Source organism: Streptomyces pinistramenti (assembly GCF_020564935.1).
Lineage (GTDB): Bacteria > Actinomycetota > Actinomycetes > Streptomycetales > Streptomycetaceae > Streptomyces > Streptomyces pinistramenti.
Window position 1 is genome coordinate 13,987 of record NZ_JAJCXB010000029.1, and the last position, 25,423, is coordinate 39,409.

Annotated in this window: 15 protein-coding genes; all 15 read right to left on the minus strand. The window is 72.4% G+C overall.

The window, feature by feature from the left end; translation table 11 throughout:
- Positions 1–11 precede the first annotated feature (11 nt).
- The 15 genes from LIU39_RS20295 to asnB all read right to left on the minus strand — a co-directional run bounded on the left by LIU39_RS20295 (position 12) and on the right by asnB (position 25,418).
- Entirely contained in the window at positions 12–407 is a 396-nt protein-coding gene (locus LIU39_RS20295; RefSeq protein WP_227048211.1) for a DUF5990 family protein, read from the minus strand.
- Complete coding sequence (locus LIU39_RS20300) at positions 400–1,005, minus strand: ankyrin repeat domain-containing protein (protein WP_227048212.1); 606 nt, start codon at positions 1,003–1,005, stop codon at positions 400–402. Before LIU39_RS20300 ends, LIU39_RS20295 begins: the two co-directional genes overlap by 8 nt.
- Positions 1,002–2,756 carry a condensation domain-containing protein gene (locus LIU39_RS20305; RefSeq protein ID WP_227048214.1) on the minus strand — a complete coding sequence of 585 codons (1,755 nt, stop codon included), beginning with the start codon at positions 2,754–2,756 and terminating at the stop codon, positions 1,002–1,004. The genes LIU39_RS20300 and LIU39_RS20305 overlap by 4 nt, the downstream gene beginning before the upstream one ends.
- A complete protein-coding gene (locus tag LIU39_RS20310) occupies positions 2,753–4,507 on the minus strand; it encodes an ABC transporter ATP-binding protein (RefSeq protein WP_227048215.1) in 1,755 nt (584 codons plus the stop codon). Before LIU39_RS20310 ends, LIU39_RS20305 begins: the two co-directional genes overlap by 4 nt.
- Complete coding sequence (locus tag LIU39_RS20315) at positions 4,504–5,433, minus strand: aspartyl/asparaginyl beta-hydroxylase domain-containing protein (RefSeq protein ID WP_227048217.1); 930 nt, start codon at positions 5,431–5,433, stop codon at positions 4,504–4,506. Before LIU39_RS20315 ends, LIU39_RS20310 begins: the two co-directional genes overlap by 4 nt.
- Before the next feature lie 92 nt (positions 5,434–5,525).
- Complete coding sequence (locus tag LIU39_RS20320) at positions 5,526–7,019, minus strand: PfkB family carbohydrate kinase (protein ID WP_227048218.1); 1,494 nt, start codon at positions 7,017–7,019, stop codon at positions 5,526–5,528.
- A complete protein-coding gene (locus LIU39_RS20325; protein ID WP_227048220.1) occupies positions 7,016–7,294 on the minus strand; it encodes an acyl carrier protein in 279 nt (92 codons plus the stop codon). The genes LIU39_RS20320 and LIU39_RS20325 overlap by 4 nt, the downstream gene beginning before the upstream one ends.
- Positions 7,291–8,919, minus strand: coding sequence for a carbamoyltransferase C-terminal domain-containing protein (locus LIU39_RS20330; RefSeq protein WP_227048222.1), 1,629 nt, complete (start codon positions 8,917–8,919; stop codon positions 7,291–7,293). The genes LIU39_RS20325 and LIU39_RS20330 overlap by 4 nt, the downstream gene beginning before the upstream one ends.
- On the minus strand, positions 8,909–10,063 hold the full coding sequence (locus LIU39_RS20335) for a glycosyltransferase family 9 protein (protein WP_227048223.1): 1,155 nt from the start codon (positions 10,061–10,063) through the stop codon (positions 8,909–8,911). Before LIU39_RS20335 ends, LIU39_RS20330 begins: the two co-directional genes overlap by 11 nt.
- Positions 10,060–10,635, minus strand: a complete 576-nt coding sequence (locus LIU39_RS35765) for an MbtH family protein (RefSeq protein ID WP_443743000.1) — start codon at positions 10,633–10,635, stop codon at positions 10,060–10,062. The genes LIU39_RS20335 and LIU39_RS35765 overlap by 4 nt, the downstream gene beginning before the upstream one ends.
- Positions 10,636–10,645: 10 nt before the next feature.
- Positions 10,646–11,926 carry an amino acid adenylation domain-containing protein gene (locus LIU39_RS20345; protein ID WP_227048225.1) on the minus strand — a complete coding sequence of 427 codons (1,281 nt, stop codon included), beginning with the start codon at positions 11,924–11,926 and terminating at the stop codon, positions 10,646–10,648.
- The gene (locus LIU39_RS20350) at positions 11,923–12,969 is read right to left on the minus strand and encodes a TauD/TfdA family dioxygenase (RefSeq protein WP_227048227.1); all 1,047 of its coding nucleotides are present in this window, start codon (positions 12,967–12,969) and stop codon (positions 11,923–11,925) included. Before LIU39_RS20350 ends, LIU39_RS20345 begins: the two co-directional genes overlap by 4 nt.
- Entirely contained in the window at positions 12,966–15,638 is a 2,673-nt protein-coding gene (locus LIU39_RS20355) for an AMP-binding protein (protein ID WP_227048228.1), read from the minus strand. Before LIU39_RS20355 ends, LIU39_RS20350 begins: the two co-directional genes overlap by 4 nt.
- On the minus strand, positions 15,635–23,518 hold the full coding sequence (locus tag LIU39_RS20360; RefSeq protein ID WP_227048230.1) for a non-ribosomal peptide synthetase: 7,884 nt from the start codon (positions 23,516–23,518) through the stop codon (positions 15,635–15,637). Before LIU39_RS20360 ends, LIU39_RS20355 begins: the two co-directional genes overlap by 4 nt.
- On the minus strand, positions 23,511–25,418 hold the full coding sequence (gene asnB, locus LIU39_RS20365; RefSeq protein WP_227048233.1) for an asparagine synthase (glutamine-hydrolyzing): 1,908 nt from the start codon (positions 25,416–25,418) through the stop codon (positions 23,511–23,513). Before asnB ends, LIU39_RS20360 begins: the two co-directional genes overlap by 8 nt.
- Between the last annotated feature and the right edge of the window lie 5 nt (positions 25,419–25,423).

A 25,423-nucleotide genomic window follows, 5' to 3' on the forward strand; every position in this document is an offset into this window, starting at 1 on the left:
TGAGGTGGTTTCTACGTCGCGGACCAGCCATCCCCGTCGAGAACGGCCCGGCTCCGGCCGGCGTCGGCCACCGTGGCGTGGATCTCCTTCTTTCCTGCCACCTCGTCCACCGCAGGCAGGATGATCTTCGAGCGCCGGTACCACGGCTCCTCGCCCGATCCCCTGAAGCTGAGGTAGAGGAAGCGTTCTCCGGCGGGCCCGTGGACGAACGGGCCGCCGAAATCGACCCGTTGAACACCCGACACCTTCCGCTCACGCAACGTCAGGTCCACCTCGTAGCGCACCGATCCGTCCGGAGCGCTGACGCCCTCGGCCAGGCCGCCCGACGTGTCCTGCAGACCGACGCCCGCCGGACCCTCGGTCGGTTCGGCCCAGGTCACCACCGCGCGCAGCGTCGACTCAGCCATGCCGGCCCCCGGTGGTGGCTTCCGGAACGAGGTCGAGGTCGTCGGGCACCGCGAAACCCAGCTCCTGTCGGCAAAAGCGCTCCCACTCCGCCGTGCGCGCGTCGAACACGACGTCTTCGCCGGGCCAGATCGCCGAGGTGACGGTGAAGTCGTGGTGCAGGTAGACCAGTGTGCTGTCGGGCAGTGGCTCGCCGTCGGGATCCGTCGCGGCCTCGGCGGGCCAGTCGCGGTAGGCCCTCAGCGCGTTCAGCGGATAGGCCCGGCAGTAGGGCATCCAGGAGGCGGCCCTGCTCTCACCGCCCGCCCGCTGTGCGTGCTCCCGCAGGATCCGGGCCGCGTCCCGGTGCCCTGCCGCCAGGGCGATCCCGTACGGCGACCGCTCGTCCTCGCCGGTGGCCAGCGGGTCCGCTCCCGCCTCCAGCAGGGCGGTCACCGTTGCCACGTCCCCGTGGCCCGCGGCCCGGTCCAGCGCTCTCCATCCTGTCTCGTCCTTGGCCGCCAGTTCCTCTGCGGTCGGCGCCAGGTCATGGATCTTCGCGCTGTCACCGGTTCTGCTCGCGGTCCAGAGCGCGATGTCGCGTCGGCTCCCGGCTGTCATGTGTGCTCCCTTGTCTGTGACGTGCCCGCGGTCCACGCGGTCAGCAGAGTGCTGATGGTCGGTGCGCGCAGGAAGTCCCCCAGCGCGACCCGGACGCCATGGTCCCTTTCGATCCGTCTCAGCATCATCGCGGCATCCACTTCGGTCCTGCCGTTCTGGAAGAACTCACCCGAGCGGTGTCCCGGTCCGACGGCCTTCGCCCAGATGCCGAGCAGTCGGCCGTCGATCCGCGCGGCGTTCTTCTCGATCCAGTCCGACGGGCACCGGGAGCGCGGCCGCGGGGCGGGAGCCAGGGTGATCTCCTCCCCCGCCGCCAGCGGACGGATCCGGGACAGCCGGGTATCCGGCTCCTCCAGGATCTGTCGCAGCACCGACCGGTACCAGCGAAGCCACCGGGGCGCGGCGGCGGCCGTGTACAGCTCGGCCGTACACCGGAGTTGGAACACGATCGGGCCGGTGCCGTAGTCGAAACAGTCGACGGTGAGATCCGCGTTCTCCGGGATCAGGAACGGCTCGCGGGGTCCGTCGTCCGCCGAGGCCACCGTCACCGAGAGCTGCGGCGACAGCCGGGCCTGCGCGCGCGGGGTGCTCAGCAGGTTGAAGTAGATCTGGTGGAGCGGGTGTGGCCGCAGTTCCCGCCCCGGGTCGAGCCCCTGCACCAACTCGTCGTGCGGCAGGGTCTTCCTGCCGTGGGCGCCGAGCACGGCGTCGCCGGTCCGGTGCAGCACCTCACGGAAGCCTGGGTCGCCGGCGAGATCGTTGTCTGTCACCAGATAGTCCGGCACGGGGCCCACCAGTCCGGCCGTGAGGTCGCTCTCGCGGTTCGCCGACGAGGACGAGGTGACCATCCTCTCGACACCACAGGTGCGGGCCAGCAGGCAGTGGAAGGCTGCCAGCAACGTCACGAAGAGGGTGACGTTCTCGCTCCTGCTCCACACCCGCAGCCGCTGGCTCACGGTGGGATCGAGGCTCTCCGTGTGCGTCCAGCAGCGTGCCGGTGTGCCCGCACTCCTCGGGTGGTCGGCGGGCAGCGGCAGCGCGGTGATCCCGTGGAGCCCGCGCTGCCAGCGCAGCAGCTCCTCGGCCCGGGTCTCCGGTGTCCACTGTGCGGCCTGCCAGGCGACGTAGTCCGCGAAGTCGTGCTCCTGCGCGCGTGGCTCCGCCGGGCGTCCGGCCACTGCCGCTCGGTAGAGGGCGCTCAGGTCCTGGCTGAGCACCGAGACCGACCAGAGGTCCGCCACGATATGGGGCACCGACATCACCAGTACGTGGTCGGTGGGCCCGAATCTGGCCAGGGCGAAACGGCCGGGCGGGCACCGGTCGAGCGCGTATCCGCTGAGCGCGGCGCGGTGCAGCGCGGCGAGTTCGCGGCGGCGGCCGGCATCGGTGGGCAGCGCGCTGAAGTCGGCGAACGGCACCCGGATGCGGTCCACCGGCTCGATGACCTGCCGGGGCCCACCGTCGAGTACGGGGAATCTGGTCCGCAGCAGTTCGTGGCGGGCCACCAGCGCGTGGAGCGCGGTGCGCAGCGCGGGAACCCGCAGTGGGCCGCGCAGCCGCAGGAGCAGCGGATCGTGGAGCGGGACACCGCCGAACTCCTGGTCGTGCAGCCATTCATGGAGCTGGTTCGGGGACAGGTCGAGCGGCCCGTGCCTGGCGACCACCGGAATGCTCCGCCGTGCCGACGCGCTGCCGCCCCGGCCGGCGCCTGAACGCCCCGTCAGCAGCCGACGCAGCCGTCCGTTGTTCATCGCGTCACCTCGGTGGTGGCCAGTCGGCGGTACAGCGGGTCCGACCGCATCAGTTCCGTGTGCCGCCCGGCTCCCCGGACGCGTCCCTCGTCGAGTACGACCACCAGGTCGGCCTGGCGGGCCACGGAGATGCGGTGGGTGACCGCCAGCACGACGCGCGCCCTGGACTGGTCGAGGATCGTGCGCAGCAGGACTTCCTCGCTGTCGGCGTCCAGTTGTGAGGTCACCTCGTCCAGCAGGAGCACATCGGCGTGGCGGAGCAGGGCCCGTGCCACGGCGAGCCGCTGCCGCTGTCCACCGGAGACCGAGACGGCGCGCTCGTCGACCGTGGTGTCCAGGCCGCGCGGGAGACCGGCCAGCCACTCGGAGAGTCCGACGGCCCGCAGGGTGTCGAGCACTTCGCGGTCGTCGGTGCACCCGGTGCCGTAGCACACCGTCTCGCGGATCGTCTCGCCGAGCAGCGGGGCATCCTGCTCGACATAGGCCAGCCGGCGGCGCAGTTCATCCCGCCGGAGTGACCGGATGTCCTCTCCGTCGAGGAACACGCGTCCCCGCTCGGCGTCCAGGAACCGTTCCACGAGGTTGAGCAGTGTGGTCTTGCCGATCCCGGACGGTCCGGTGAGGACGGTGAGTCCGCGCGGTACGTGCAGCGAGACGCCGCTGAGGATCGCGGTGCCGCCGTAGCCGGCCGATACTTCGGCCAACACGATTCCGGCAGGCGGCGGTGGGACGGCCGGGGCCTGGGCCGCTTCGGCGTCCTCGTCATCGGGTTCGGCCGGGATGGCCAGGATCCGCTGCACCCGGCCCAGCGCTGCGAGCCCCTCCGAGATCGCGCTCGCCGCCTGGGTCATCGCCCCGACCGGGGCCCGCAGATACATGACGTACAGCAGGAAGGCGACGAGGTCGCTGAAGGGCATCGTGCCCGCGGCGATCTTCGCGGCGCCCATGCCCAGCGCTGTCAGGAACATCGCGTCCATGGTGACTCCGCCGCACGCGCTGACGACCGCGGACCAGCGGGCCGCTCGCACGCCCTGCTGGTAGGCGCCCTCGGCCCGGCCGATGACACCGCGGGCTTCCTGCGCCTCGGTGCCGAACGCCTTGACCGTCCGGAAGGCGACGAGTACGCGCTGCAGCCCGGTGAGCATCTCGCCGAGGCTGGACTGTGTCGCCTCGGTCGCCTCGAACAGGCGGCGCAGGGCCAGCCATTCGGCTCCGGCTCCCAGGACGACGATCCCCAGAAGCACCAGCACCATCGTGACGTCGGTCAAGGCCATCAGCAGGACGGTCGCCACCAGCACGAGGGGGGCGGCGGTCCCCCTGACAAGTGCCTCCGCCACCGCGCGCTCCAGGAGTGTGGTGTCGCTGCCGACCCGGGAGAGCACGTCGCCGACCGGCTCCCGCTGCACCGTTGCGACCTTGGCCCGCAGCAGCGAGCCGACCATGCCGGAGCGCGCCCCGAGCACGATCCGCTGCCCGAACCGGCCGAGCCAGTAGTTGCTGGTGAACAGCAGTACCCCGGACAGCACGGCCACCGCGCCGAGTGCCACCAGACCGGGCCCGAAGCCGGTACCGGCGGAGACCGAGTCGAGCAGCCACTTGACCACGCGCGGCTGGGCCAGCACGGCGCCGTAGGAGAGCAGGTCGAGCACCAGCAGCCCGGCCATCGCCGCACCCATGCCGCGGCCGAACCTCCACAGCAGCGGCAACTGCGACCGGACGGACGGCCGGACGGACGGCGTCGAGGCACTCACCGGTACTCGTACCTGGCCTTTCCGTCCCGCAGCTCGATGGCCGAGGCGTTGATCTCCCGCAGATACCGGGTGACCAGGCTGGTGACGCCGGGATCGGCGGTGAGCCGGAGCGCGCCGTCGGTGAGTTCGGCCCGCTGGATTCCGCGTTCGCTCATGGAGGAACTGATCCGTTCGTCGAACTCGGAGCGGGCGGACAGGATCCAGTCGCGGACGCTGGGGTCGAGTTCGTGGTGGGAGACGTCGAGCAGCAGCACGACCCGGGGCTCTGTGCCCTCGTGCCAGACCTCGTGCTCGAAGGAGTCGTCGAAGACCAGGCACTCGCCCTCCTTCCAGCGCAGCGTCCGGTCGCCGATCCGGATCCGGGGGCCCTCGGGGACCACCAGGCCGAGGTGCACCCGTTGCCGTGCGTTGGATCCGCCGCAGTGCGGGCGGATGTGCGTACCCGGGTACAGCCACGACAGGGTGACCACACCCGGGCCTCCGCTGGTGGCCTCCGGGATGCCCTCGATGACGCTCGCGGTGACCGGGAACCGCTCGCAGACGTCGGCGAAGCGGTGTCCCGCCTCGTAGAACGTCACCTGCTCCCAGCGGCCCCGGTCCAGCAGCGGCTCCTCGACCGGCAGGAAGCCGCCCGAGGACGGGGTGGTGACGGCGTCGAGTTCGGCACGGATCCTCGGGTAACTCTCGGTCAGGTACCTCGTGAACCAGAACTGCGCCGGGTCGAACACCGGGCGCGGTTCCAATGACGGCACGTGGTGTTCCGGGCGCTGGTCGGGATGGCGCCAGACGCCCTGGGCGACGGCGAGTTCCGCGCACGCCCTCGCGGCCTGCCGGTCCCCCTCGGCGAGCAGGGCGTCGATGAGTTCGCGGTAGAGCCGCCGGGCGTTGGTCGTGCGCCGGATCCCGGCGCTCTGGGCCGCGCTCATTGAAGACCTCCGAGGAGCCCCCGGCCGCCAGGCCGGGGAGGAGTGGGACAGAGGGCTCGGACAACCGGGACTCGAACGCACGTCATGTCGTCTCACGCCCCCTTCTGGTCCTGGCCGGCGCGGTGCGTATCCGCCCGCGGCAGCGCGTGGATATCGCGGATGATCTTGCTGGTGGACAGGTCGTCGACCGTGCTGAGCAGTTCGACACAGCCGCCGAGCTGTTCCACCAGCGGTGCCTCCGGCAGAGTCCGGCAGGTGTAGTCGCTGCCCTTGACGTAGCGGTCGGGCCGCAGCTGTGTGATCAGTTCGGTCGGGCTGTCCGCCTCGAACGGCACGACCAGATCGACGCAGCCCAGGGCGGCCAGCACCCGCATGCGCTCCGCCAGCAGTATCACCGGCCGGGCCGGTCCCTTGAGCCTGCGCACACTCGCGTCGGAGTTCACCCCGACCACGAGCAGACCGCCGAGTGCCTTGGCCCGGCTCAGCAGGGACACATGGCCGCCGTGCAGAAGGTCGAAGCAGCCGTTGGTGAACACGACCCGCTGTGCGCGATGGGGCACCTCGGTGAGCCAGCGGGGCAGTTCGCCGTCCGCGAGGATCTTCCCGGTGTCCGACACCTTGCGCCGCAGTTCCTCGGCGGCGCAGTTCGCCGTACCCGGCTTGCGTACGACGGTGTCCGCGGCCGCGGAGGCGAGCTCGGCGGCGGTCCCCGGGTCGGCGCCGGTGGCCAGGGCCATGGCCAGGGCCGCGGTGAAGGTGTCCCCGGCCCCGATCGTCATCCCGGCCTCGCCGTCGGCGTAGGTGCGCAGGCTCGGCCGTCCCGCCTGCGCCAGCACCGCGCCGTCACGGTCCAGGGTGATCGCCGCCAGGTTGGCGCCGCTGCGTTCCAGGACCGCCTCGGCGTGGTCCATCATCTGCCGCACCCGTCCTCCGCTGTGCGCGGTGGCCCGGAGGCCGAGCAGGTCCAGGGCCTCCGCGTAGCTCGGTGTGACCACGTCGGGCCGGATCGCACGGAACGCCGCCGGGGTCCGTGAATCGACCACGAGCAGCGGACGCCGGGGCGAGGCCGCCAGCACGGCGCGCACCTCGGGGGTGAACGTGCCGTAGTCGTAGTCGCAGACGATCACCACGTCGCACCAGGAGAGCTGTTCGTCCAGGCGCGCGGCCAGCGCGGCGGAGGTGCCCGGTCCGATCGGTCGCCGACTGCCCTCGTCCATCCGCAGGAGCATCTGTCGCGGCGCCAGCACGCGGGTCTTGACCACCGTCGACCGTGTCCGGTCGGTCAGCAGGTGTTCGGTGCCGACCGCGGCCGACGTCATGGCCTGACGCAGCCGTTGCCCGGCGGGGTCCGCGCCGACGACGGCGAGCAGCCGGGTCTCGGCACCGAGCGCTCCGAGGTTGGCCGCCACGTTGGCGGCGCCGCCGCACCGGTCGAGTACGCGGGTGACCTCGACCACCGGCACGGGGGCCTCCCGGCCCAGTCCCACCGGGTCGCCGGTGACGTAGCCGTCCACGATGGCGTCTCCGACGACGACGGTCCGCACTCCGGCAATCGCGTCCAGCAGGGCCAGCAGGTCACCGGTCATGGCGCGGCCCCCTGTTCGGCGCGGGAACGGCGCTGGATGTGTTCGGCCATCCCGGCGATGGTCTGGGTCTCCATCAGGACGCGGACGGACAGGCTCACCCCGAGCCGTTCCTCGACCGCGCTGACGATCCGCACGGCGGTGACCGAATCGCCGCCGAGTTCGATGAACCGCTGCGTCCGGCCGATCTTCTCCGAGCGCAGTGCCGCACACCACAGCTCGGTCAGCGCGCGTTCGAGCCTGCGCCGCCGGTACCGGTCCACTGCCCAGAAGCTCATGCCCGCCTCCGCCTGCTGATGATGGTGTGCGGCAGCACCAAGTGGTCCAGTCCGGCGTCCAGCAGGGTGCGCACCGCGTCACGCGGGGTCTCCGCGATCGGCTCCCCCTTGGTGTTCAGGCTCGTATTGAGCAGCAGGGGCACGCCGGTACGCGCCTCAAAGGCGGCGATCACGTCGTAGTACGCCGGGTTGTCCTCGCGGCGGACCGTCTGCAGCCGCGCGGTGCCGTCGACGTGGGTGACCGCGGGCACCGTCGGCTTGCGGACCGGCGCGGCACGCAGCATGAACGGGCTGTCGGCGAACCCGAACCACTCGGTCGCGCGTTCGTTGAGGACCGCCGGTGCGAACGGCCGGAAGTGCTCCCGGAGTTTGATCTCCCTGTTGAGCCGGTCGCGCATCGTCGGACTTCTCGGATCGGCGAGGATGCTGCGGTGCCCCAGTGCCCGCGGGCCGATCTCGCCGGCGCCCTCGAACCAGCCGACGACCGCGCCGTCGGCGATCAGGGCGGCCGTCCTGCCGGTGTAGTCGTCGACGGTCTCCACCGACAGCTCGCTCGCGAACTCGCGCAGGGCGCGCTCCTCGGCCCCGGCGGAGTACCGGCGGACCGCGTACATCAGCTCGGTGTTGTGGTGCTGACGCCTCGGGTGTCCCAGCACGTGGTGCCAGTACCACAGAGCGGCGCCGATGGCGGTCCCGTCGTCACCGCAGGCCGGGTGGAAGTGAACGCGCTCGAACTCCGAGGCTTCGAAGGCCGGTTCGGTGGCCACCACGTTCAGCGAGGTGCCGCCGGACAGACACAGGTTGCGCCCGATCCGGTTGCGGGCGGTGATCGGGCCCAGCTCGCCGAACAGTGCCAGCATCTGGGCGTCCAGGCCGCGCTGCACGTAGTACGCCAGCCGGGCGTTGAGTTCGCGGTCCCCCACCTTGACCGGAACCGGATCCCGGTCGGCGAGGGCGGCCAGCTCGTCGAAGCTCTTGATCGTGGCGGGGACCGGGTCCTCCGGTTCACCCCTCGCGCCGTACGGAGCCAGCCCCATGACCTTGCCCGCGCCGACGATGCTCGACCCGAACATCCGCTCGGCCACGTAGCAGTAGCCGACGTTGGCGTTGAACCACGTGTCGAAGTCGCGCCGCAGCGGATACAGCTTGGTGCCCCGGCCCAGGAAGGCGCGGCAGCCGAGGGGATCGATGGCGACCGAGACCGCGGAGTCGAACGGCGAGGTGTAGAAACTCGCCGCGGCGTGCAGCAGGTGGTGCTGGGGGTTGACGGTGCACGGCAGGCGCGTGCCGTCGATGTCGACGCGTGCCTGGCGCTGGTCCACCCAGAACTCCAGCCAGGTCTCCTTGAGATCCGAGCCGTGCAGCAGGGCGATGTCGGGCGAATCCATGTTGTGCAGGTTGCACAGGAGCACGTGGTCCACATCGGACAGGACGAGTCCGGCCTGGTCGAGCAGCTCGGCCAGATCGTCCGCGCGCAGCCCTGGGTGTTTCTTGCGCCGGGAGTACCGTTCGGTGGTCACGAATCCCGCCATCCTGCCCTCGGAGAGCAGGACCGCGGCGCCGTCGTGATTGAAGTTGATCGACAGGATGTTCCGGACCGACGCCGCCGGGAGTTCAGTGCGCACCGGAGGCCCTCGCTTTCCGAGACTCGGACGCCGTGGCGCCGAGCAGCCGTGACACCGCGGTCCATACCTGGTCGACCCCGATGTCGGACAGACACCTCGGATACGGTCCCGCGGGCGATGAGTAGGGAATCGGACAGTCGTGCTCGCACTGCCGGTCGGCCAGTTCATCGGCCCGGTGGGTGGCCAGCCGGCAGGGATAGTGGAGCGACACGCCGTGGTGGCGCGGGTAGACCCGGGCCCAGAGGAACTCGGTGCCGGTGGGTCCGTAGAGGACCACGGCCGGAACACGCACCGCCGCGGCGATGTGGGCGAGCGAGGAGTCGTTGCCGACCAGCAGGTCCACTTCGGCCAGCAGGTTCGCCGTCCGGTTGAGGCTGCCGCCGGTGACCACCTCGACGGCTGCCTCCGGTTGTCCGGCCGTGATGGCGGCGGCCAGCCGGAGCAGGTCTGCGCGCTCCTCGCCGGCACCCAGCAGGTAGCAGGCGGCACCGGTCCGGGCCACCGCGCGACGGCACAGTGCGGCGTATCGGCCGGACGGCCAGCGGCGGTTCCACTGCGGGGCACCGCCGGGATGTACGGCGAGCCGTGGCACGCCGGTCGGCAGGTCGGGCAACTCCTCGGCGGCTCTCGGCAGCGGCGGCACCACAGCGCCCGGCCGGAGCTTCCCGGGCAGGCCCAGGGCGGAGGCCAGGGCCGAGGCGTGGTCGAACAGGTCGGCCCTGCCCAGCAGCGGCGGGGCGAGCCGGAGCGGACGGGTGAGGTCACCGGGGCCGGTACCGGGGCCGGGCAGCCCCAGACGAACCGGGATCCCTGCGCGCCTGGCCTCCGGTGCGCCGAGCTCCCTGCTGTCCGGGTCGACGAAGCTCAGCTGCGCGCCCAGCGCGGTCAGCTCCCGGCGGAACCGTGCCCACCGGTGCCGGTCCGCGTCACCGGGATCCGGGCACTCCAGCACGTCGGTCGCGTAGCTGTGCCGCTCGAAGAACTCCGCGAACCGCCTTGCCACCGTGCTGCCGGTGACCACGGTGATCCGGGCCGCCGGAAAGGCCCGGCGGAGCAGAGCCAGCGCGATGTTGCGCTGCACCAGGTCACCGAGCCCCGGCTCCACCAGGCGGGCGAGGACACACACCCTGTCCACCGTGGTCATGCCGGGCGGACCACCAGGTTCGCCTGACCGGTGAGGGTGGCGAGGTCGACGGTGGCGGTACAGGTCAGGGGCACGAAGTCCAGCTCCAGTTGGCCGGCGATCCGGATCTCTCCGGTGCCCGCGGTGAAGTCCGCGCCGCTCGGATCGCGGTCCGCCTCGGCCAGCTCCATCCCCAGTTCCGTGCCGCCGTCGGTGCCGGTGAACCGGAGGAAGACATAGCCGCGGTCGATCGCCTCCTTGAGTGCGGCCGCGGTGCGGTCGGGGCGGAGGGAGACCTCGACCGGGTGTGTCCCGGTGGTGAGCCGGTCCACCAGGGTCGGGGTGTCGGCGAACGGGTCCTCGGTCACCTCCTCGGACAGTCCGTCGGGGTGCTCCGCCATGAAGGTGCGCAGGCTCAACGGGCGCATGTCGGTCCAGACTTCGCCGATGTGGGACAGACACTCCTGGCGCCCGCCCGTCTTGCCGACCGTGGTCCAGCCGTCGGGCACATCCTGGTCGGCGGGCCAGATCGAATACTGCTCCTCCACATTGCGGACCACGTGGTAGGTCCGCTCGTCCACGGTGTCGGTCACGGGGCACTCCTTAAGGGTGGTTGATGTCCGGCAGTGGGGCCGTCTGATCGGTGCTGACCTGCTCGATCGACCGGTCGAGCAGGTGGAGCAGGTGGTCCATGACGTCTTCGGTGAGGTCGGGCCCGGCGTGGTCGAGGACGATCACGATGTCGTCGCCGAGTTCTCCGATGTGCACGTCGAGCAGCACGCCGTCGTCCGGCGCGGTACCCGCGTGTCCGGCCGCCCCGAGCAGGTCGGCCTCCCTGAACAACCCGATCGACAGGGCGCCTTGGGCCGGTGCCTGCTCGTCCCTGGTACGGGCGCTGCGCGGCGGGTTCCGGCAGAAGTGCACGGTGACGTCCCACAGCGCGGCCGTGTGCGGCGTCCGCAGTGCACCGGTCCGCAGGCCGTGGTCGAGGAGACGGGGGTAGGGCAGGTAGTGCACGACCGAGTCCAGGAATCCCGCCTGGGTCCTGCGCATGACCTCGGAGAACGCCGGGCTGCTCAGGCCCTCGACGTCGACGCGGAAGGCCAGCCGGTCGGTGAACGGACCGATGACGTGTCCGAGTTCGAAGTAGTCCCGCAGGTCGAACGCGCAGCAGAAGCCGGAGCTGCCCGGCCTGCCCAGTACGCGCAGGGACCAGGCCAGCAGGCCGACGACGGCGAGCGAGCCGTTGGCGCCCAGGGGGCCGCTGCCGCCGGTCAGTGCCGCCCAGCGCCGCCCGTCGACCCGCAGCCGTCTGGTGCCGACCCGGCCGTGGGCTGTGCGGGGACCACCGTCCGTGTATCCGAAGCGCGGGAACTCCTTGCTCCACCAGCGCCGCCGGGCCTCGGCCCCGCCGGGCGTCCCGACCGGGTCGAATCCGGCCAGCTCGGCGGGGTCACGGTACGCGGCGGCCCGGAACCGGTCGAAGTACGCCTGGAGGACCGCCCCGAGTGCCGCGTACAAGGAGCGTGCATCGAGGGCTTCCTGGGGGGCGACCAGGCCCAGTACGTGCCGGTTGCCGCCGAGCGGCACCCAGTGGAACCGGTTCGGCGCTCCGGGCTCGGCCGGGCCCTCCAGCTCGGCGCGGAGCAGCGCCACACAGGCATCCGCCGGATCCCCCGGCGTGAGCGCGCGCAGGTCGTGCCGGTGCAGGTCGGGGGCGAAGCGGACGAACGGCGTCGCGGCGGCCACCGTACGCACCGCGGCGGCCAGCCGGCCGGTGTCCACCTCGCCGTCCACCTGGAGCGCCCGGACGTGGTGACCGGTGCCGGTTTCCAGGGTCGCTCCGGGAAATGCCGGGATGGCGTCGGAGCGCTGGGCGGTCACCGGCTCGCCCCGGCTCGTACCGCGTCCCAGGACAGCGCGCCCGCCATGGCGACGGCCACCCGACGCTCCCCGGTGTAGGGCTGTCGGCCGTGCGCGGCCAGCAGGTTGTCCACCAACAGCACATCACCGGCCTGCCACGGCACCGCGACCCGCTCGGCCGCGTAGGCCGCACGGAGATGGTCGAGTACGTCCTCCGGGATCGGCTGCCCGTCTCCGTAGTACGTGTTGACCGGCAGGTCCGCCTCGGCGAACTGGGACCGCAGCGCCGCGCCGATCCGCGTCGGCAGGCTGCTGGTGTGGAAGAAGACCGCGTGGTTGCACCACACGTGGTCCCCGGTGCCGGGGTGTACGGCGAGGGCCGGCCGCACCTGGCTGGTGCGCAGCCGGTCGCCTCCGGTCCACTCGGCCTCGACGCCCTGGTCACGGCAGTGCCGTTCGACCTGTGCGCGGTGCTCGGTCTGGAACGCCTCGCGCCAGTCCATCCCCAGGCCGGTCCCGTAGTTGCGGACGTAGCGCACGCCCCGCTCGGCGAATCCTGCGCTCATCTCGGCGCGGATGCGGCCCAGCACCTTCCTGGTGTCCGCCAGTGGGGTCGCGCCGCCGGTCGTCGCGGGCCGCAGGCAGCAGAACACCAGGCGCCGCGGCAGCTCCCGCTGATAGGAGTTCTCGTTGTGCAGCGGGATCGGCTGATCGGCGGGGTGGTCGGTGGCGGTGTAGATCCGGTCGCCGAGTTCCGTCCGCGGCGAGGACCGCTCCAGGTAGGGGCTCGGGTTCCCGGCCAGTGCGCGCAGCACCGCGCCGAAGCGGTCGAGGTCGACGCCGAAGCCCCGGAACAGCACCGCGCCGTGGACGTCCAGCCAGGTGCGCACGGTGTCCGCCGAGCGGTCGGCCCAGTGCGCGAGGTCGATTCCCGTCTGCGCGGCGAGCACCTGCAAGGGCAGGGTCGCACCGGCCGGTGGTCCGGTCGGCCGCACCCAGTCCTCGGGCCGGGACGGCTCCCGGCGGCGACGGCCGGCCTGAGGGCCGCCGGTGTCCGGCGTCACGGCCGCTCCCCCTCGCTCCGCGCCGCCCGGCCCAGCCGGTCGCCGATGTCGGGTACCCGGCGGCTGCCCGTCCGCTCGCCGGTGACGTCCGGGACGCCGCCGAGCAGGGCGTGTACGAAGCGGTCGTCGGGGCGCAGCCGCAGTGGTTCGCGCAGTGCGGCGGTGTCCACCGTGCCGACCGGGCAGAGGCCGAGGCCGTTCTCCGCGGCGACCATCATCAGCAACTGAGCCATCGCGCCGGCCTCGAACACCGAGAAGTCCCCGGCCAGTTCGCCGTAGAGCGGGGAGATGGCGTCCATCCTGCTGATCAGGTAGAGCACGAACGCCGATTGCCGCAGGGCGCCGTGGTTGATCTCGGCGTGCGCGGCGGGGGGCACACCCTGGCCGGTGCGCACGGGAACGAGCTCGGCGCGGCCCGGGTGGACGTAGTAGGTTCCGGCGTCCAGGCCCGTCACCCGGTCCGGTGCGACGTCGGCGTAGACGCCCAGCGGGTAGGCGCCGCCCGCCGAGGGGTACCAGTACTTGGTCTCGCCCGCGTGCTGGATCCGGCGCACGGCGCCGAGCAGGGCCGCGAGACCGGTGAAGGCGACCGGGCCGGGGGCGAATCGCCGGTGGCTTCGGCGAGCGGGCACCCGCGGGTCGGCCTCGCGGCCGAGGGCGATCCCCGAGACCGCGTCGTACTCCTGCCGGATGCCGTGGTGCGCGTCCTTGAACGCCTGGCGCGCCACCAGGTCGACGAGCAGGCCCCCGTCGGCCGGGGGCGGCACGACGGCCGTGGGGGGTTCGTCGGGCAGTTGGTCGAGGGGCTCGTGGCGGGACTCACCGGCGGGTCCGGTGGTCTTCGCGAGATGCGGACCGATCATGACGGCGATCGAGGGGAACCGCAGCAGTTCCTCCACCTGGACGTCGATCCCGAGTTCCTCCTCGATCACGGTGGCCAGCCGCACCAGCTCGACCGACGTGGCGCCGAAGTCGATCAAGTTCATGTCCGGCTCGATCTCGCTCACCCCGAGCACCCTGCAGGCGATCTCGGTGGCGGCGGCCACCAGCGTGTCTCCGCCCGCCACCGCCGGCTGCCGGTCGGCGACGGGCTCGGGAACCGGGCTGCCCGTCGTGGTGAGCCGACCGCGGTCGACCCTGCCGTCAGGGGTGAGAGGAAAGGCGTCCAGGACCTCGATCCTGCTGGGCAGCAGGTACGGAGACACCTTGCGGCGCAGCTGGTCGAGCAGTTCCTGCCCGGTGCGGCTCGTTCCGGGGGCGAGCCGGACGAAGCCGAGCGCGCTCTCGGCGGTCAGGGTGACCACGGCGGCGGCGCGCACCCCGTCCATCGCGGCCAGCGCCACTTCGGTGTCGTGCACGTGCAACCGCCTTCCGTGCACGAGGAGTTGTGCGGATGCGTGTCCGACGGTCTCCACCGTCCCCGACGGGAGCACCCGGCCGAACCAGGGGCTGCGCAGCAGAGGTTCGCCGGACTCCGGGTGGGTGGCCCACCGGTCGGGCCCGGTGTCGCAGTGGTGCCGCGCGGACTCCGCGGCCAGGCCGCCGTAGTGCACCTGTCCGGTGACCCAGACGGGGCAGATCCCGCCGTTCTCGGCCAGTACGTGGATGCGCTGGTTGCGCATCGGGCCGCCGATCGGCACCGAGGGCGTATCGGCTTCCTGAGCGGACAGTGCACAGCAGGTGGCCCACGCCCCGTGCTCCTGGGCGGCGGAGAGGTTGGCGACGACGAGGTCCGGGCCGGACAGCCCGCGAAGGCGCCGGACGAGGGCGCCGGTCAGCGGTTCCCCGTTCAGCAGCACCAGGCGCAGGTGCCCCGGCAGCCGGTCGCCCCGGCGTTCCAGCTCGGTGAGCAGCAGGTCGAGCAGGGTCGGTGTGGAGTTCCATACGGTGAGGTGTTCTTGGACGAGCAGGTCGATCCAGGCGGTCGGCTCCCGCAGGTCGATGTCCTGGCCGTGGATCAGTGTGGCGCCGGAGAGCAGGGCGAGGCAGCTCTCACGGATGCCCTGTCCGGTGGTGATCGGGGCCAGGGCCATCATCCGGTCGTCCGGTCCGAGTCCGAACCGGTCGGTGAGATCGGCTGCCATGTTGAGCAGTTCCCGGTGGCTGATCGCCACCGCAGCGTCGGCGTCGTCGCCGGGCAGCAGCACCGCGGGATCCCGCTGGTCGCGCCGCGGCGGGGCGGCAGGCTCCGCCTCCGGCACGCCGTCGAGCGCTGTCCTGGCGATCCCGTCCGGCCAGCTCAGCCGGTCCAGCAGCCAGGACTGTGAGACGCACACCGTGATCCCGTCCCGGTCCAGCTGCCGCCACCGTGTGACCTGCGGGCCGCCGGGGTCCACGGGCACCGGTACGGCGCCCGCGCGCAGGATGCCGAGCAGACCGGTCACCTGGTCGGCGCCGGGCTCGACGCACAGGGCGACCCGATCGCCCGCCGCCACCGCCTGCCCGCTCAGCGCCGCGGCGAGGCGGTCGGCGGCGGTGAGCAGGTCGGCCCTGCTCCGGCGTTGACGGGATCCCTGCACGGCGAGTGCGTCGCCCCGCTCGGCCGCGAGCAGGGCGACCGCCTCGTCCAGGGTGCCCGGCGGGATCCGCCCGGTCACCTCGTTCATGTGCAGCAGCAACGTCCGCTGCTCGGCGGGAAGCACCGAGAAGCTTTCCCCGGCCATGCTCATGCTGGGTCGCCTCCAGTTTCCACGGCTGCCGCCGCGAGATTCGCGAGTACCGTCTCGAACGCTTCGAACATGCTCTCCACCAGCCCGGGCGGGAACGCCGCGGCGACGAAGTCCCAGGTGCAGACGAGCTTTCCGGCCTGCTCGCCGACCTGGTGGTCGAGCAGCACCTGGGGGGTCTGGCTCACCGAGTACACCGTCCTGGCCCGCCAGGCGGGTACCTGCGAGGACGGCAGCACGCCGTCCGAGAGCAGGGTGCTGGTGAACACCACGGGCATCACCGCGTCGTCCCGTCGGCGCGGATCCCCGCCGCGCAGCATGCGCAGCACTTCCACGCCGGTGACCGTCCGGTGCTCCAGGTCTTTCCAGAGCTGGTCCTGCAGACGTGTGGCCCGCGCGGGGAAGGACGATTCGCCGGTGCCGTCGACGGCCAGCAGTGTCGTGGCCGTGAAGTCGCCGACCAGCGCGTCCACGTCCGGATGCAACGGCAGCCGGTTGAACGTGGTGACGTTGAGGGTGAACCGGGGGCTGTCGCTCCACTGTGCGAGCACCTCGCAGAACGCGGCGCAGATCGCCGCCGACGGCGTGAGGCCGGCCGCGGCCGACCAGTCCCGCACCGCCTGCCATGCCGTCGGGGTGAGTTCGGTGCGCAGGCGGTGGAACTCCGGGTGGGTGAGCTCCGCGGGCCGCCACAGCAGCGGCAGGCCGGGGGCGGACGGCAGGTCGGCGATCCGGTCGGCCCAGTAGCGCTGTGCCTGGCGGTGGCGGATGCCGCTCCTCTGCGCCATCGCCGCCAGCACGTAGTCCCGGAAGGTGCAGCCGATTACGGGCAGTTCGGCCTCGGGGTCGTGGTACAGCGCCAGCAGTTCGCGGGTGAGGATCCGGGTGCTGTGCGCGTCGGCGATCAGCAGGTCGACGCTGATGTGCAGCCGGGTGGTCGTGCCGTCGGTGCGATGGGCGCGCAGCTCGAACAGCGGCCAGTCCTCGGTCGCCCTGACCTGGTGCGACATCGTCCCGCGGACCTCGGCGAGCCGGTGGGTCGCGGCGTCGGGTGCCCGGCCGCGCAGGTCCGCCGTGTCGATCCGGTAGGCGGGCACGGTGGGCAGGACCTGCTGACGGCCGTCGCGCCGGACGACGGTCCGCAGCGCGTCGTGCCGGTCGATCAGCAGGCGCAGGGCCTGTTCGAGCCGGGGGACGTCGAGGTCGTCGACGTCCAGTTCCAGGTAGCTGTGGGTGGCGACACCACCGAGCCCGAAGCCGGTGCGGCGTCCCAGCCAGTACGCCTGCTGGATGTCGGTCAGCGGGAACGGCTCGGACCGGTCGTCCGGGCAGGCCGTCAGCTCGGGCGGCGGGCCGGGGTCGGGGGTGGGCGCGGCGCCCGCCTGCGCCTCGGTCACCGCATCGGCCAGTGCCGCGAGCGTCGGGGTGGTGAACAGCCGGAGCATGGGGATGCGCACGCCCATGGCCTGCTGGAGTTTCGTCATGAGCCGGATGGCTTCCAGCGAGGTGCCGCCGAGGGCGAAGAAGTTGTCCTTGGGCCGGACGGTCGGCACCGAGAGAAGTTCTGCCCAGATGTCGGCCAGCTCCGCCAGCAGTCGGCCACGCCGCTGCGGGGCCGCCGCGCCACGCACCCGCCCCGTCCGCCGTTGCCGCCCCGGCAACTGTGCGAGCAGTGCCGACCGGTCCACCTTTCCATTGCCGGTCAACGGGATCCGGTCGAGTCGGTGGAATTCGGCCGGGATCATGTACGGCGGCAGTACGGCACCGAGGCCGGTGCGCAGTGCGGCGGATTCCGGCGGCGAGTCCGGCTCGGCGACGACAAAGGCGACCAGGCGGCGTGCCGCTCCCCGCTCACCGGCTGCGACCACGGCGGCCGCCCGCACTCCGGGCAGCCGCTGCACCGCCGCCTCGACCTCGCCGAGTTCGACCCGGTATCCGTTGATCTTCACTTGGCCGTCCTGCCGACCGAGGAACTCCAGGTTCCCGTCGGGCAGATGACGGGCGAGGTCACCGGTCCGGTACAGGCGCTCGCCGGTCACCGGGTCGCACGGGAACCTGAACCGGGTCTGCTCCTCGTCGCGCCAGTACCCCAGCGCGACACCGGCGCCGCCGATGTACAGCTCGTCGGCCACCCAGTCGGGACGCGGTCGCAATCGGTCGTCGAGCACCCGGATCGACTGGTGGTCCATGGGTACGCCGTAGGGGACGCTGGGCCGGCGCGGGTCGACCTCGCCGATGGGGTACCACACCGACCAGATGGATCCCTCCGTCGCGCCGCCGAGACTCATCAGCTGCGCCTCGGTGGCCAGCGCGCGGAGCCGGTCGGGCAGGGAGACCGGGATCCAGTCGCCGCTGAGCAGCACCAGCCGCAGCGTGGAGAGCGCGGCCGGCGCCAGCTTCCCGGCGTAATCGGTCAGGACCTCCGCGAGTGCGGGCACCGAGTTCCACACCGTGACCTGTTCCCGTGCGATCAGCTCGGCCCAGTGGGCCGGATCACGGCGTTTGTCCTGCGCGGGCAGAACCACCGTGCCACCGGCGGACAGCAGGCCGAACAGGTCGTAGACGGCGAGGTCGAAGCTCAGCGAGGAGACCGCGAGGACACGGTCGTGCGGGCCGACTCCGAACCGCCGGTTGACGGCGTCGATGGTGTTCGCCGCACCGCGGTGATCGATCATCACGCCCTTGGGTGTGCCGGTCGAGCCGGAGGTGAAGATGACGTAGGCCAGGTCCGCGGGGTCGGTACGCACCGCCGGGGGCTCGTCCGACGGGTCGAGGTCGGCCGCCCGGTCGACGGCGATCACGCGCACTCCGGCCGGTCGGGGCAGCTGGTCCACCAGTGTCCGTTGGGTCAGCACGGTGCTCAGTTCCCCGCGCGCCATCAGGTGCCGCATCCGTGCGTCGGGCAGGTCGGGGTCCAGCGGCAGGAAGGCCCGGCCGGCCGCCAGCGCGCCGAGCGCGGCGACCACCTGGTGCCGGCCCTTACGGGTGGCGATGCCGACCAGGGCGTTCTCGCGCTCGCCGGTGCGCAGCAGGGTGTTCGCGACCTGGCGGGCCCGGTCGGCCAGCTCGCGGTAGGTCATCCTGATCTCGCCGTCGACCAGCGCGATGTGCTCCGGCTGGGCGGCTGCCCGCGCGAAGACCGGCTCGTGCAGGCAGTGCGGCCGCGGGGCGGCGGCGCCGGCCGCCGTGAGCGCCGATCTGACGGTCTGCTGCGTGGTGGGAAGCGGCGGCTCCCTTCGGTCGGTCCAGTACGCGCGGTCGGTCACCAGGTCGGCCAGGAGGCGCTGGTAGGACTCGAACATGCCGTCGACCACGCCGGGGTGGAACAGGTCGTCGACCGCGTCCCAGTTGAAGACGAGAGCTCCCTCGCGCTCGGCGACCTGGTGGTCCAGGTGCACCTGCGGGGTCTGGGTGATCCCGTAGCCGGGTTTCCCCAGCGTGGTGTGCTCGGTCTGCGCCGCGTCGGACGGCGCGGCCGGCGGCAGGTTGGAGGTGAACACCACCGGGGTCAGCAGTTGCGGCGGGCGGCCGCGCTGCCGGGCCCACTCCCGCATCACCTGGACACCGCTGAACGGGGCGTGGTCCAGGTCGGCCCAGAGCAGCCGGTGCAGGGTGCGGGCGCGGTCCGCGAAGGCCGCCGGGGTGCGGTGGTCCACTTCGAGCACGGACAGGGACGTGAAGTCGCCGACGATCAGGTCGACATCGGGGTGCACCGGTTCCCGCTGGAAGACGGTGAGCATCAGGCTGTAGTGGGGGCGTCTGCTCCACCGGGTCACGGTCTCGGCGAAGGCGGCGAGCAGGACACCGGACGGTGTGAGGCCGAGCTCGGCGGCCCGCGCCTTGAGCGCCGACCACTGGGCGCGGTCCAGCGTCCCGGAACGGCGTACGAAGCGGGGCCGGTCGATGCTCTCCGGCGCGGTGGCCAGCGGAAGTTCGGGCCCCTCGGGCAGGTCGGCGAGGCGGTCGCGCCAGTACTGCTGGGCCTTGCGGTACCCGGGCCCCGCCCGGCGGTGCTCGGCGGCCAGCACGTAGTCCCGGAAGGTCAGGGCCGGCGGCGGATACGCGTGCCGTCGGCCGGTGTAGCGGTCGGTCAGCTCGGCCATCACCAGCCCGAAGCTGTGGGCATCGCAGATGAGCGCGTCGATGCTGACGTGCACCAGCGTGTCCCCGCCGGGCAGCAGGGAGGCCCGTACGTCGAACAGTGGCCAGCGGTCGGCGGGCAGCAGTTGGTGGGAAAGTTCCTCCCGCCAGTCGGCCAGCCGCGCGGCCCGCCGCGGGCCGGTGTCCCCTCGCAGGTCCTGGACGGAGATCCGGTACGGGGGAACCGAGTCCAGCACCCGTTGCGTACCGTCGGCCGCGATCACGGCACGCAGCATCGGATGCCGGTCGATCACCGCCCGCAGGGCGTCCTGGAACCGGTCGAGGTCCAGTGCGTGCGCGGTCAGCTCCAGGTAGGCGTGGGTGGAGACCTGTCCCAGCACCAGCTCGGCGTCACGTCCGACGAGGTAGGCCCGCTGGATGTCGGTCAACGGGAAGGGCTGGTGCCGCGCCGCCGGATCGTGGACCGGCTGCGCCGAGAATTCCGGCGGACCCTGGCGTGCGGCCGCTGCGTCGAGGCGGGCGGCCAGGGCGAGGGCCGTCGGCGCCGCGATGAGGTCGCCCAGGCCGACCGGTGTCCCGAGCCGTTCGCGCAGCACTGCCGCGACCCTGGCGGCGAGCAGCGAATTGCCGCCCAGCCGCAGGAAGTCGTCGTTCGGTCCCGGCCGGGAGGTCACCGGCAGCAGCTCGGTGAAGACGTCGAGCACGATGGCCTGGGTCGTCCCGGTGGCCGGCCCGGAGTGCCGCTCCGCCGTCGGCGCCGGAGCAGTCCGGAGCGCCCGCAACCTTCGCCGGTCCACCTTCCCGCTGGCGTTCAGCGGCAGCTCCGCGAGGATGTCCACGGTGGACGGTACGGCGTGGGCGGGCAGTTGGCGCCGCAGGGATCCGGTCACGTCACGGGGTGGCCGCGCCTCGTCGACGGCGACCGCGTACGCGGCGAGCATGGGGGCGCCCATGCGGTCGGGGCAGCTGATGACCGCGGCGGCGCGGATGTCGGGATGCCGCAGCAGAGCACGTTCCACCTCGCCCGGCTCGACCCGGTGGCCACGGATCTGCACCTGGGTGTCCAGCCTGCCGAGATACTCCAGATCGCCGTCGGCACGGCGGCGCACCGCATCGCCCGTACGGAACCAGCGCCGGCCCGGCCCGCCGCCCCGTACCGGCCCGAACCGGTCGGCCGTCTCCTGGGGGCGCCCGTGGTAGCCGAGGGCCAGCCCGGCCCCGCCGACGTGGAGTTCGCCGATGCCCAGCGTGGGCGCGGGCCGGCCGGCCGGGGTCAGCACACGTGTGGCGACACCGTCAATGGCCCGGCCGATCGGGACCTTCGCCGGGTTGCCGCCTTGTCCCACCTCGGCCGCGGTGGCGTCGGCCGCGACCTCGGCGCAGCCGTACAGGTTGAGCAGCCTGCGGCCGGGCAGGCAGCGGTGGAACCGTTCGGCCAGGTCGGCGCCGAGTTCTTCGCCGCTGCTCACCCAGGTGTGCAGGTCCGGCAGTCTCCGGTGCAGGTCCGGCTGGTCGTCGAGCAGGATGCGCAGCAGGGTCGGTACCACCACGAGCCGGGTCACCCGGTGCTCGCGCAGCCTGTCGACCAGCCGCGCGGGGTCGGCCGTGTCCTCGGCGCTCAGCACCACCAGAGGCACGCCGGACAGCAGCGGGCCGAAGGTCTCCCACACCGCGTCGACGAAGGCAGGGGACGTCCTGGCGGCCCAGACCTCCGCGCCGGTGACGGGGTGGGCCCGCCGCATCCACCAAATCCGGTTCACCGCACCGCGATGGGTGCCGAGCACGCCCTTCGGCGGGCCGGTCGACCCCGAGGTGTAGACCAGGTGGGCCACCGACTCCTGGTGGACCGGCCGGTTCAGTCGGTGTGCCGGGAACCGGCCGGTCGGCTCGCCGGGGTCGTCGACCGCCCGGGGGGGGCTGTCCATGGGGGCGCAGTGGGACAGCAGCGCCGTGGTGGTGAGCACGCACCGGGGCCGGGCGTCGGCGACGATCTCGGCGAGCCGTTCGGCGGGCTGGGCCGGATCCAACGCCACATAGGCCGCTCCGGCCTTGAGTACGGCGAGCGTCGCGAGCACCGAGCCTGCCGAACGGGGCAGAGCGCAGACGACCCGGTCGCCGTCCGTGACGCCGCGCGCCCGCAGCTGCCGGGCGAGCTGGTTGGCCCTGCGGTCCAGTGCCCGGTAGCTCACCGCGAGCGCGCCGTCGACCACCGCGATGAGGTCCGGGGTGCGGTCGGCCTGGCGCTCGAAGAGCGTGGTGAGGCTGTCGGTCCGCCCGTCGGCGGCCGTTGGGGCGGGTTCGGCGGCGGGCGGGGCGGCCAGCAGTTGACCTGCGGTCAGGTCGGGATCGTCGGCGCACCGGACCAGCACGGTGCGGAGCTGCTCGGCGAACAGCACGATCGTCGACTCGGCGAACAGGTCCAGGTCGTATTGGAAGGAGATCCTGATGCCGTTGTCCCCTTCCCAGACCTCCACGAGCAGGTCGAACTGCGCGGCGCCCAGCTCAAGGTCCAGTTGCTCGGCGGTCAGCCCCGGCAGCTCCAGGGTCGGCTGGGGCTGCTGGGCCACGCACAGCACCCTGATCGGGGTGTCGCCCTCGCCGTCGGCCCGGTGCAGCTCCAGCAGCTTCTCGTAGGGCATTTCCTGGTGGGCCAGGCTCTCCGTGGCGGACGTCCGGGTGGCCGCCCAGAGCGTCCTGAAGCTCTGCTCGTGCTCGATGTGCGTGCGGATCGGTACGACGTTGACGAAGTAGCCGATGAGGCGGTCGAACTCCGGTCGGGTGCGGCCGGAGACGAGGGTGCCGAGGGCGAGTTCGGACCGCCCGGTCCACCCGTGCAGGACTACGGAGAGGGCACTCAGCACCTGTAGGAACAGGGTGCCGCCGGTCTGGCGCCGGAGCGCGCCGAGACGGCCGGCCAGTTCGGGTCCGGCCAGGATGCTGTGGTTGGCGCCGAGTCCGCGGCCGGTGTCCGGTCGTGGGTGGTCCAGGGGGAGTTCGGTGGAGGGCAGGTCGGTGAGCCGGGTGCGCCAGAAGTCTTTCAGCTCGGCGAGTTCCGGTCCGGTGAGCCGTCGGCGCTGCCACGCGGCGTAGTCGTGGTAGGCGAGTTCGGGTACCGGCAGGCTCACCGGGCGGCCCGCGGTCAGGTCCCGGTAGCTGTCCGAAAGGGCCTGGGCCAGCACGCCGTTCGACCAGCCGTCGGTGATCGCGTGGTGGAGGGTCAGCAGGACCAGGTGGTCGTCCGGGCCCAGCCGGTACAAGGCCGTGCGCAGCAGCGGTCCCTGACGCAGGTCGAAGGGGCGGCGCGTCTCCGCCCGTAACAGCGTGCCGAGCCGGTCGTCCCGGTCGTCGGCTGCGGCCAGCTGCGAGAGGTCGACGAGCAGGAACGGCACCGTGACCGTGCCGGCGACCGCGGACACCAGCGTCCCGTCATCGGCCTGGTACAGGCTGGTGCGCAGGGACTCCTGCCGCTGCGCGACGGCGTCGATCGCCGACCGCAGCGCGACCGGGTTCACCGGGCCGCGCAGCCGGACCGCGGTGGCGTAGTTGTAGGCGGCCGGGGCCAGTTCGTTGAGCACCCACATCCGCTCCTGGCCGAAGGAGGGTGGTGCCGCCTCGGGCGCGGGTGCCGGGGAGCCGGACGGCAGGCCCGACAGGAGCGTCCGCTCGAACCGCGCCCGGCCGTCGGGGGACAGTGCGGCGATCCGTCGGCGCAGCTCCGCCGCCTCGGCCTCTGCCAGCCCGGCGAGCATCTCGTCCAGTGCGTCACGGCTGCCGTCATTCATCCCCTGCCACCTCGCCGACAGTCATGCCGAACTCGGCGGTGAGCAGGCTCGTTCCCACCGCCAGCTGCACCAGGCGTTCACTGCCCGCCCGCTGGTCGGCCGGTCGTGCCAGCAGCTCGTCGAGCAGCCGGCACACCGCTTCCGGGCGGTAGAAGGGGTTGTCCCGCAGAGCGGGACCGTCGCACAGTTCGCGCAGCGTGGCGAGCAGCCCGTCGTCGCAGACGATCGGCGGGGCGAAGAAGCCGCGTTTGCCGCCGGCCCGCACTTCCTCGGGCAGCCGGTCGTGCAGAGCGGCGCGCAGTACGTACTTGGTGGCGCCCTCGCGGGTGTACCAGGACAGCGCCGCGGTGCGGGCGACGGCGAACAGGTGGTGGTCGAGGAACGGCAGTCTGACCTCGACTCCGTGGACGGCGTCCAGCCGTTCGGCGCCCAGGATGTAGTTGGGCAGCCAGCTCTTGGCGAACAGGTACAGGGACTGGTGCAGGGGGGAGCGTCCGGCGAGCTGTTGCCGCGACTGGTCCATCAGCGGTGTGCAGGCGTCGGTTGTGGCGAGCAGCTCGGCGAACTCGGGTCGCAGCAGGGGCCGCGACGGCGCCAGGACGGCGAAGTGCCGCTGGGTGAGCCAGCTGGGCAGGAAGCCGAGCCGGTCGAGCACACTGCGCAGATGCCGCGGCGCGCCGAACTCGGACAGCTTCCGGTATCCGGCGCGGGCCTTGCCCATCGCCTCCGGGGAGCGGCTCAGCGCGAGGTCCTGCTGGAACTGCGGGTACCCGGCGAACAGTTCGTCACCGCCCTCCCCCGCCATCGCGACCTTGAAGCCCCTGGCACTGATCGCGGCGCTGTGCAGGTATCTGGCGACGCCGTGGGAGTTCTCCTGCACCATCTCGCCCGCACGGACCGTGGCGGTCAGGTGCTGGGCGAAATCCGCGGGGGTGAGCTGGATCCGGTGGTGGGGCACGCCGAGCCGGGCGGCCGTACGTGCGGCGACCGGGCTCTCGTCCAGGGCGGCGGCGGCGAAACCGACGGTGAACGTGGTGATCTCGCCGTGGCCGGCGGCGGTGGCCGTCATCGCCGAGGAGTCGACGCCACCGCTCAGGTGGCAGGCCACCGGGACGTCGGCGATCATCCGCAGCCGTACGGACTCGTCGAGCCCGGACCGCACCTGCGCCAGGTGCCCGGTCAGCGCGGCCGGTGAGCCGTCCTCGATTCCGGCCAGCTCCTCGGTCGTCGGGTAGTCCAAGTCCCAGTAGCGATGGACGGTGACCCCGTCCGCGCCGGCCAGCAGGTAGCAGCCGGGCGGCAGTTGGCGAATGCCGTCGAACAGGGTCCGGTCCGGTGGCAGGGCCATCTGGAGGTGGGCGGCGTAGGCGGCCAGGTCCCATCTGGCCGCGACGCCGCAGGCGAGGATGGCCTTGATCTCGGAGGACAGGTAGAGCCTGCCGTCCTGTTCGGCGTAGTAGAGCGGCTTGACGCCGAACCGGTCCCGCGCCGCGAACAGCTCCTTGGTGCGGTCGTCCCACAGGGCGAAGGCGAATTCACCGCGCAGCTCGCGCAGCGCCCGATGGCCGTCCCTGAGGTAGAGCCGGAGCGCGATCTCGCTGTCGCCCCGGCTGCGGCAGGGGTGTCCGGTCCCGGCGAGGTCGGAGCGGATCCGCCGGTAGTCGTAGAACTCGCCGTTCACGACGAGCCGGGTCCGGCTCGGCCCGTCGCCGAGCGGCTGGGCGCCTCCCGCCGGGTCGACCACGGCGAGCCGGGTGTGCCCGAGCAGTGCCCGCCCGTCCGGCGAGCACCAGACCCCGGCGCCGTCGGGCCCCCTGGGGCGCAGCACGTCCATCGCGGCGTCCGCCGAAGCCGTCGACAGACCCGCATCCCTGGCGAAGATTCCGATGATGCCGCACACGCCGA

What these genes read in the sequence shown, in the direction of transcription:
- LIU39_RS20320 (WP_227048218.1), bottom strand. Translation starts at nt 7,019, where the DNA reads ATGACCGGTGACCTGCTGGCCCTGCTGGACGCGATTGCCGGAGTGCGG.
- LIU39_RS20325 (WP_227048220.1), bottom strand. Translation starts at nt 7,294, where the DNA reads ATGAGCTTCTGGGCAGTGGACCGGTACCGGCGGCGCAGGCTCGAACGC.
- LIU39_RS20315 (WP_227048217.1), bottom strand. Translation starts at nt 5,433, where the DNA reads ATGAGCGCGGCCCAGAGCGCCGGGATCCGGCGCACGACCAACGCCCGG.
- LIU39_RS20355 (WP_227048228.1), bottom strand. Translation starts at nt 15,638, where the DNA reads ATGAGCATGGCCGGGGAAAGCTTCTCGGTGCTTCCCGCCGAGCAGCGG.
- LIU39_RS20360 (WP_227048230.1), bottom strand. Translation starts at nt 23,518, where the DNA reads ATGAATGACGGCAGCCGTGACGCACTGGACGAGATGCTCGCCGGGCTG.
- LIU39_RS20300 (WP_227048212.1), bottom strand. Translation starts at nt 1,005, where the DNA reads ATGACAGCCGGGAGCCGACGCGACATCGCGCTCTGGACCGCGAGCAGA.
- LIU39_RS20305 (WP_227048214.1), bottom strand. Translation starts at nt 2,756, where the DNA reads ATGAACAACGGACGGCTGCGTCGGCTGCTGACGGGGCGTTCAGGCGCC.
- LIU39_RS20335 (WP_227048223.1), bottom strand. Translation starts at nt 10,063, where the DNA reads ATGACCACGGTGGACAGGGTGTGTGTCCTCGCCCGCCTGGTGGAGCCG.
- LIU39_RS20295 (WP_227048211.1), bottom strand. Translation starts at nt 407, where the DNA reads ATGGCTGAGTCGACGCTGCGCGCGGTGGTGACCTGGGCCGAACCGACC.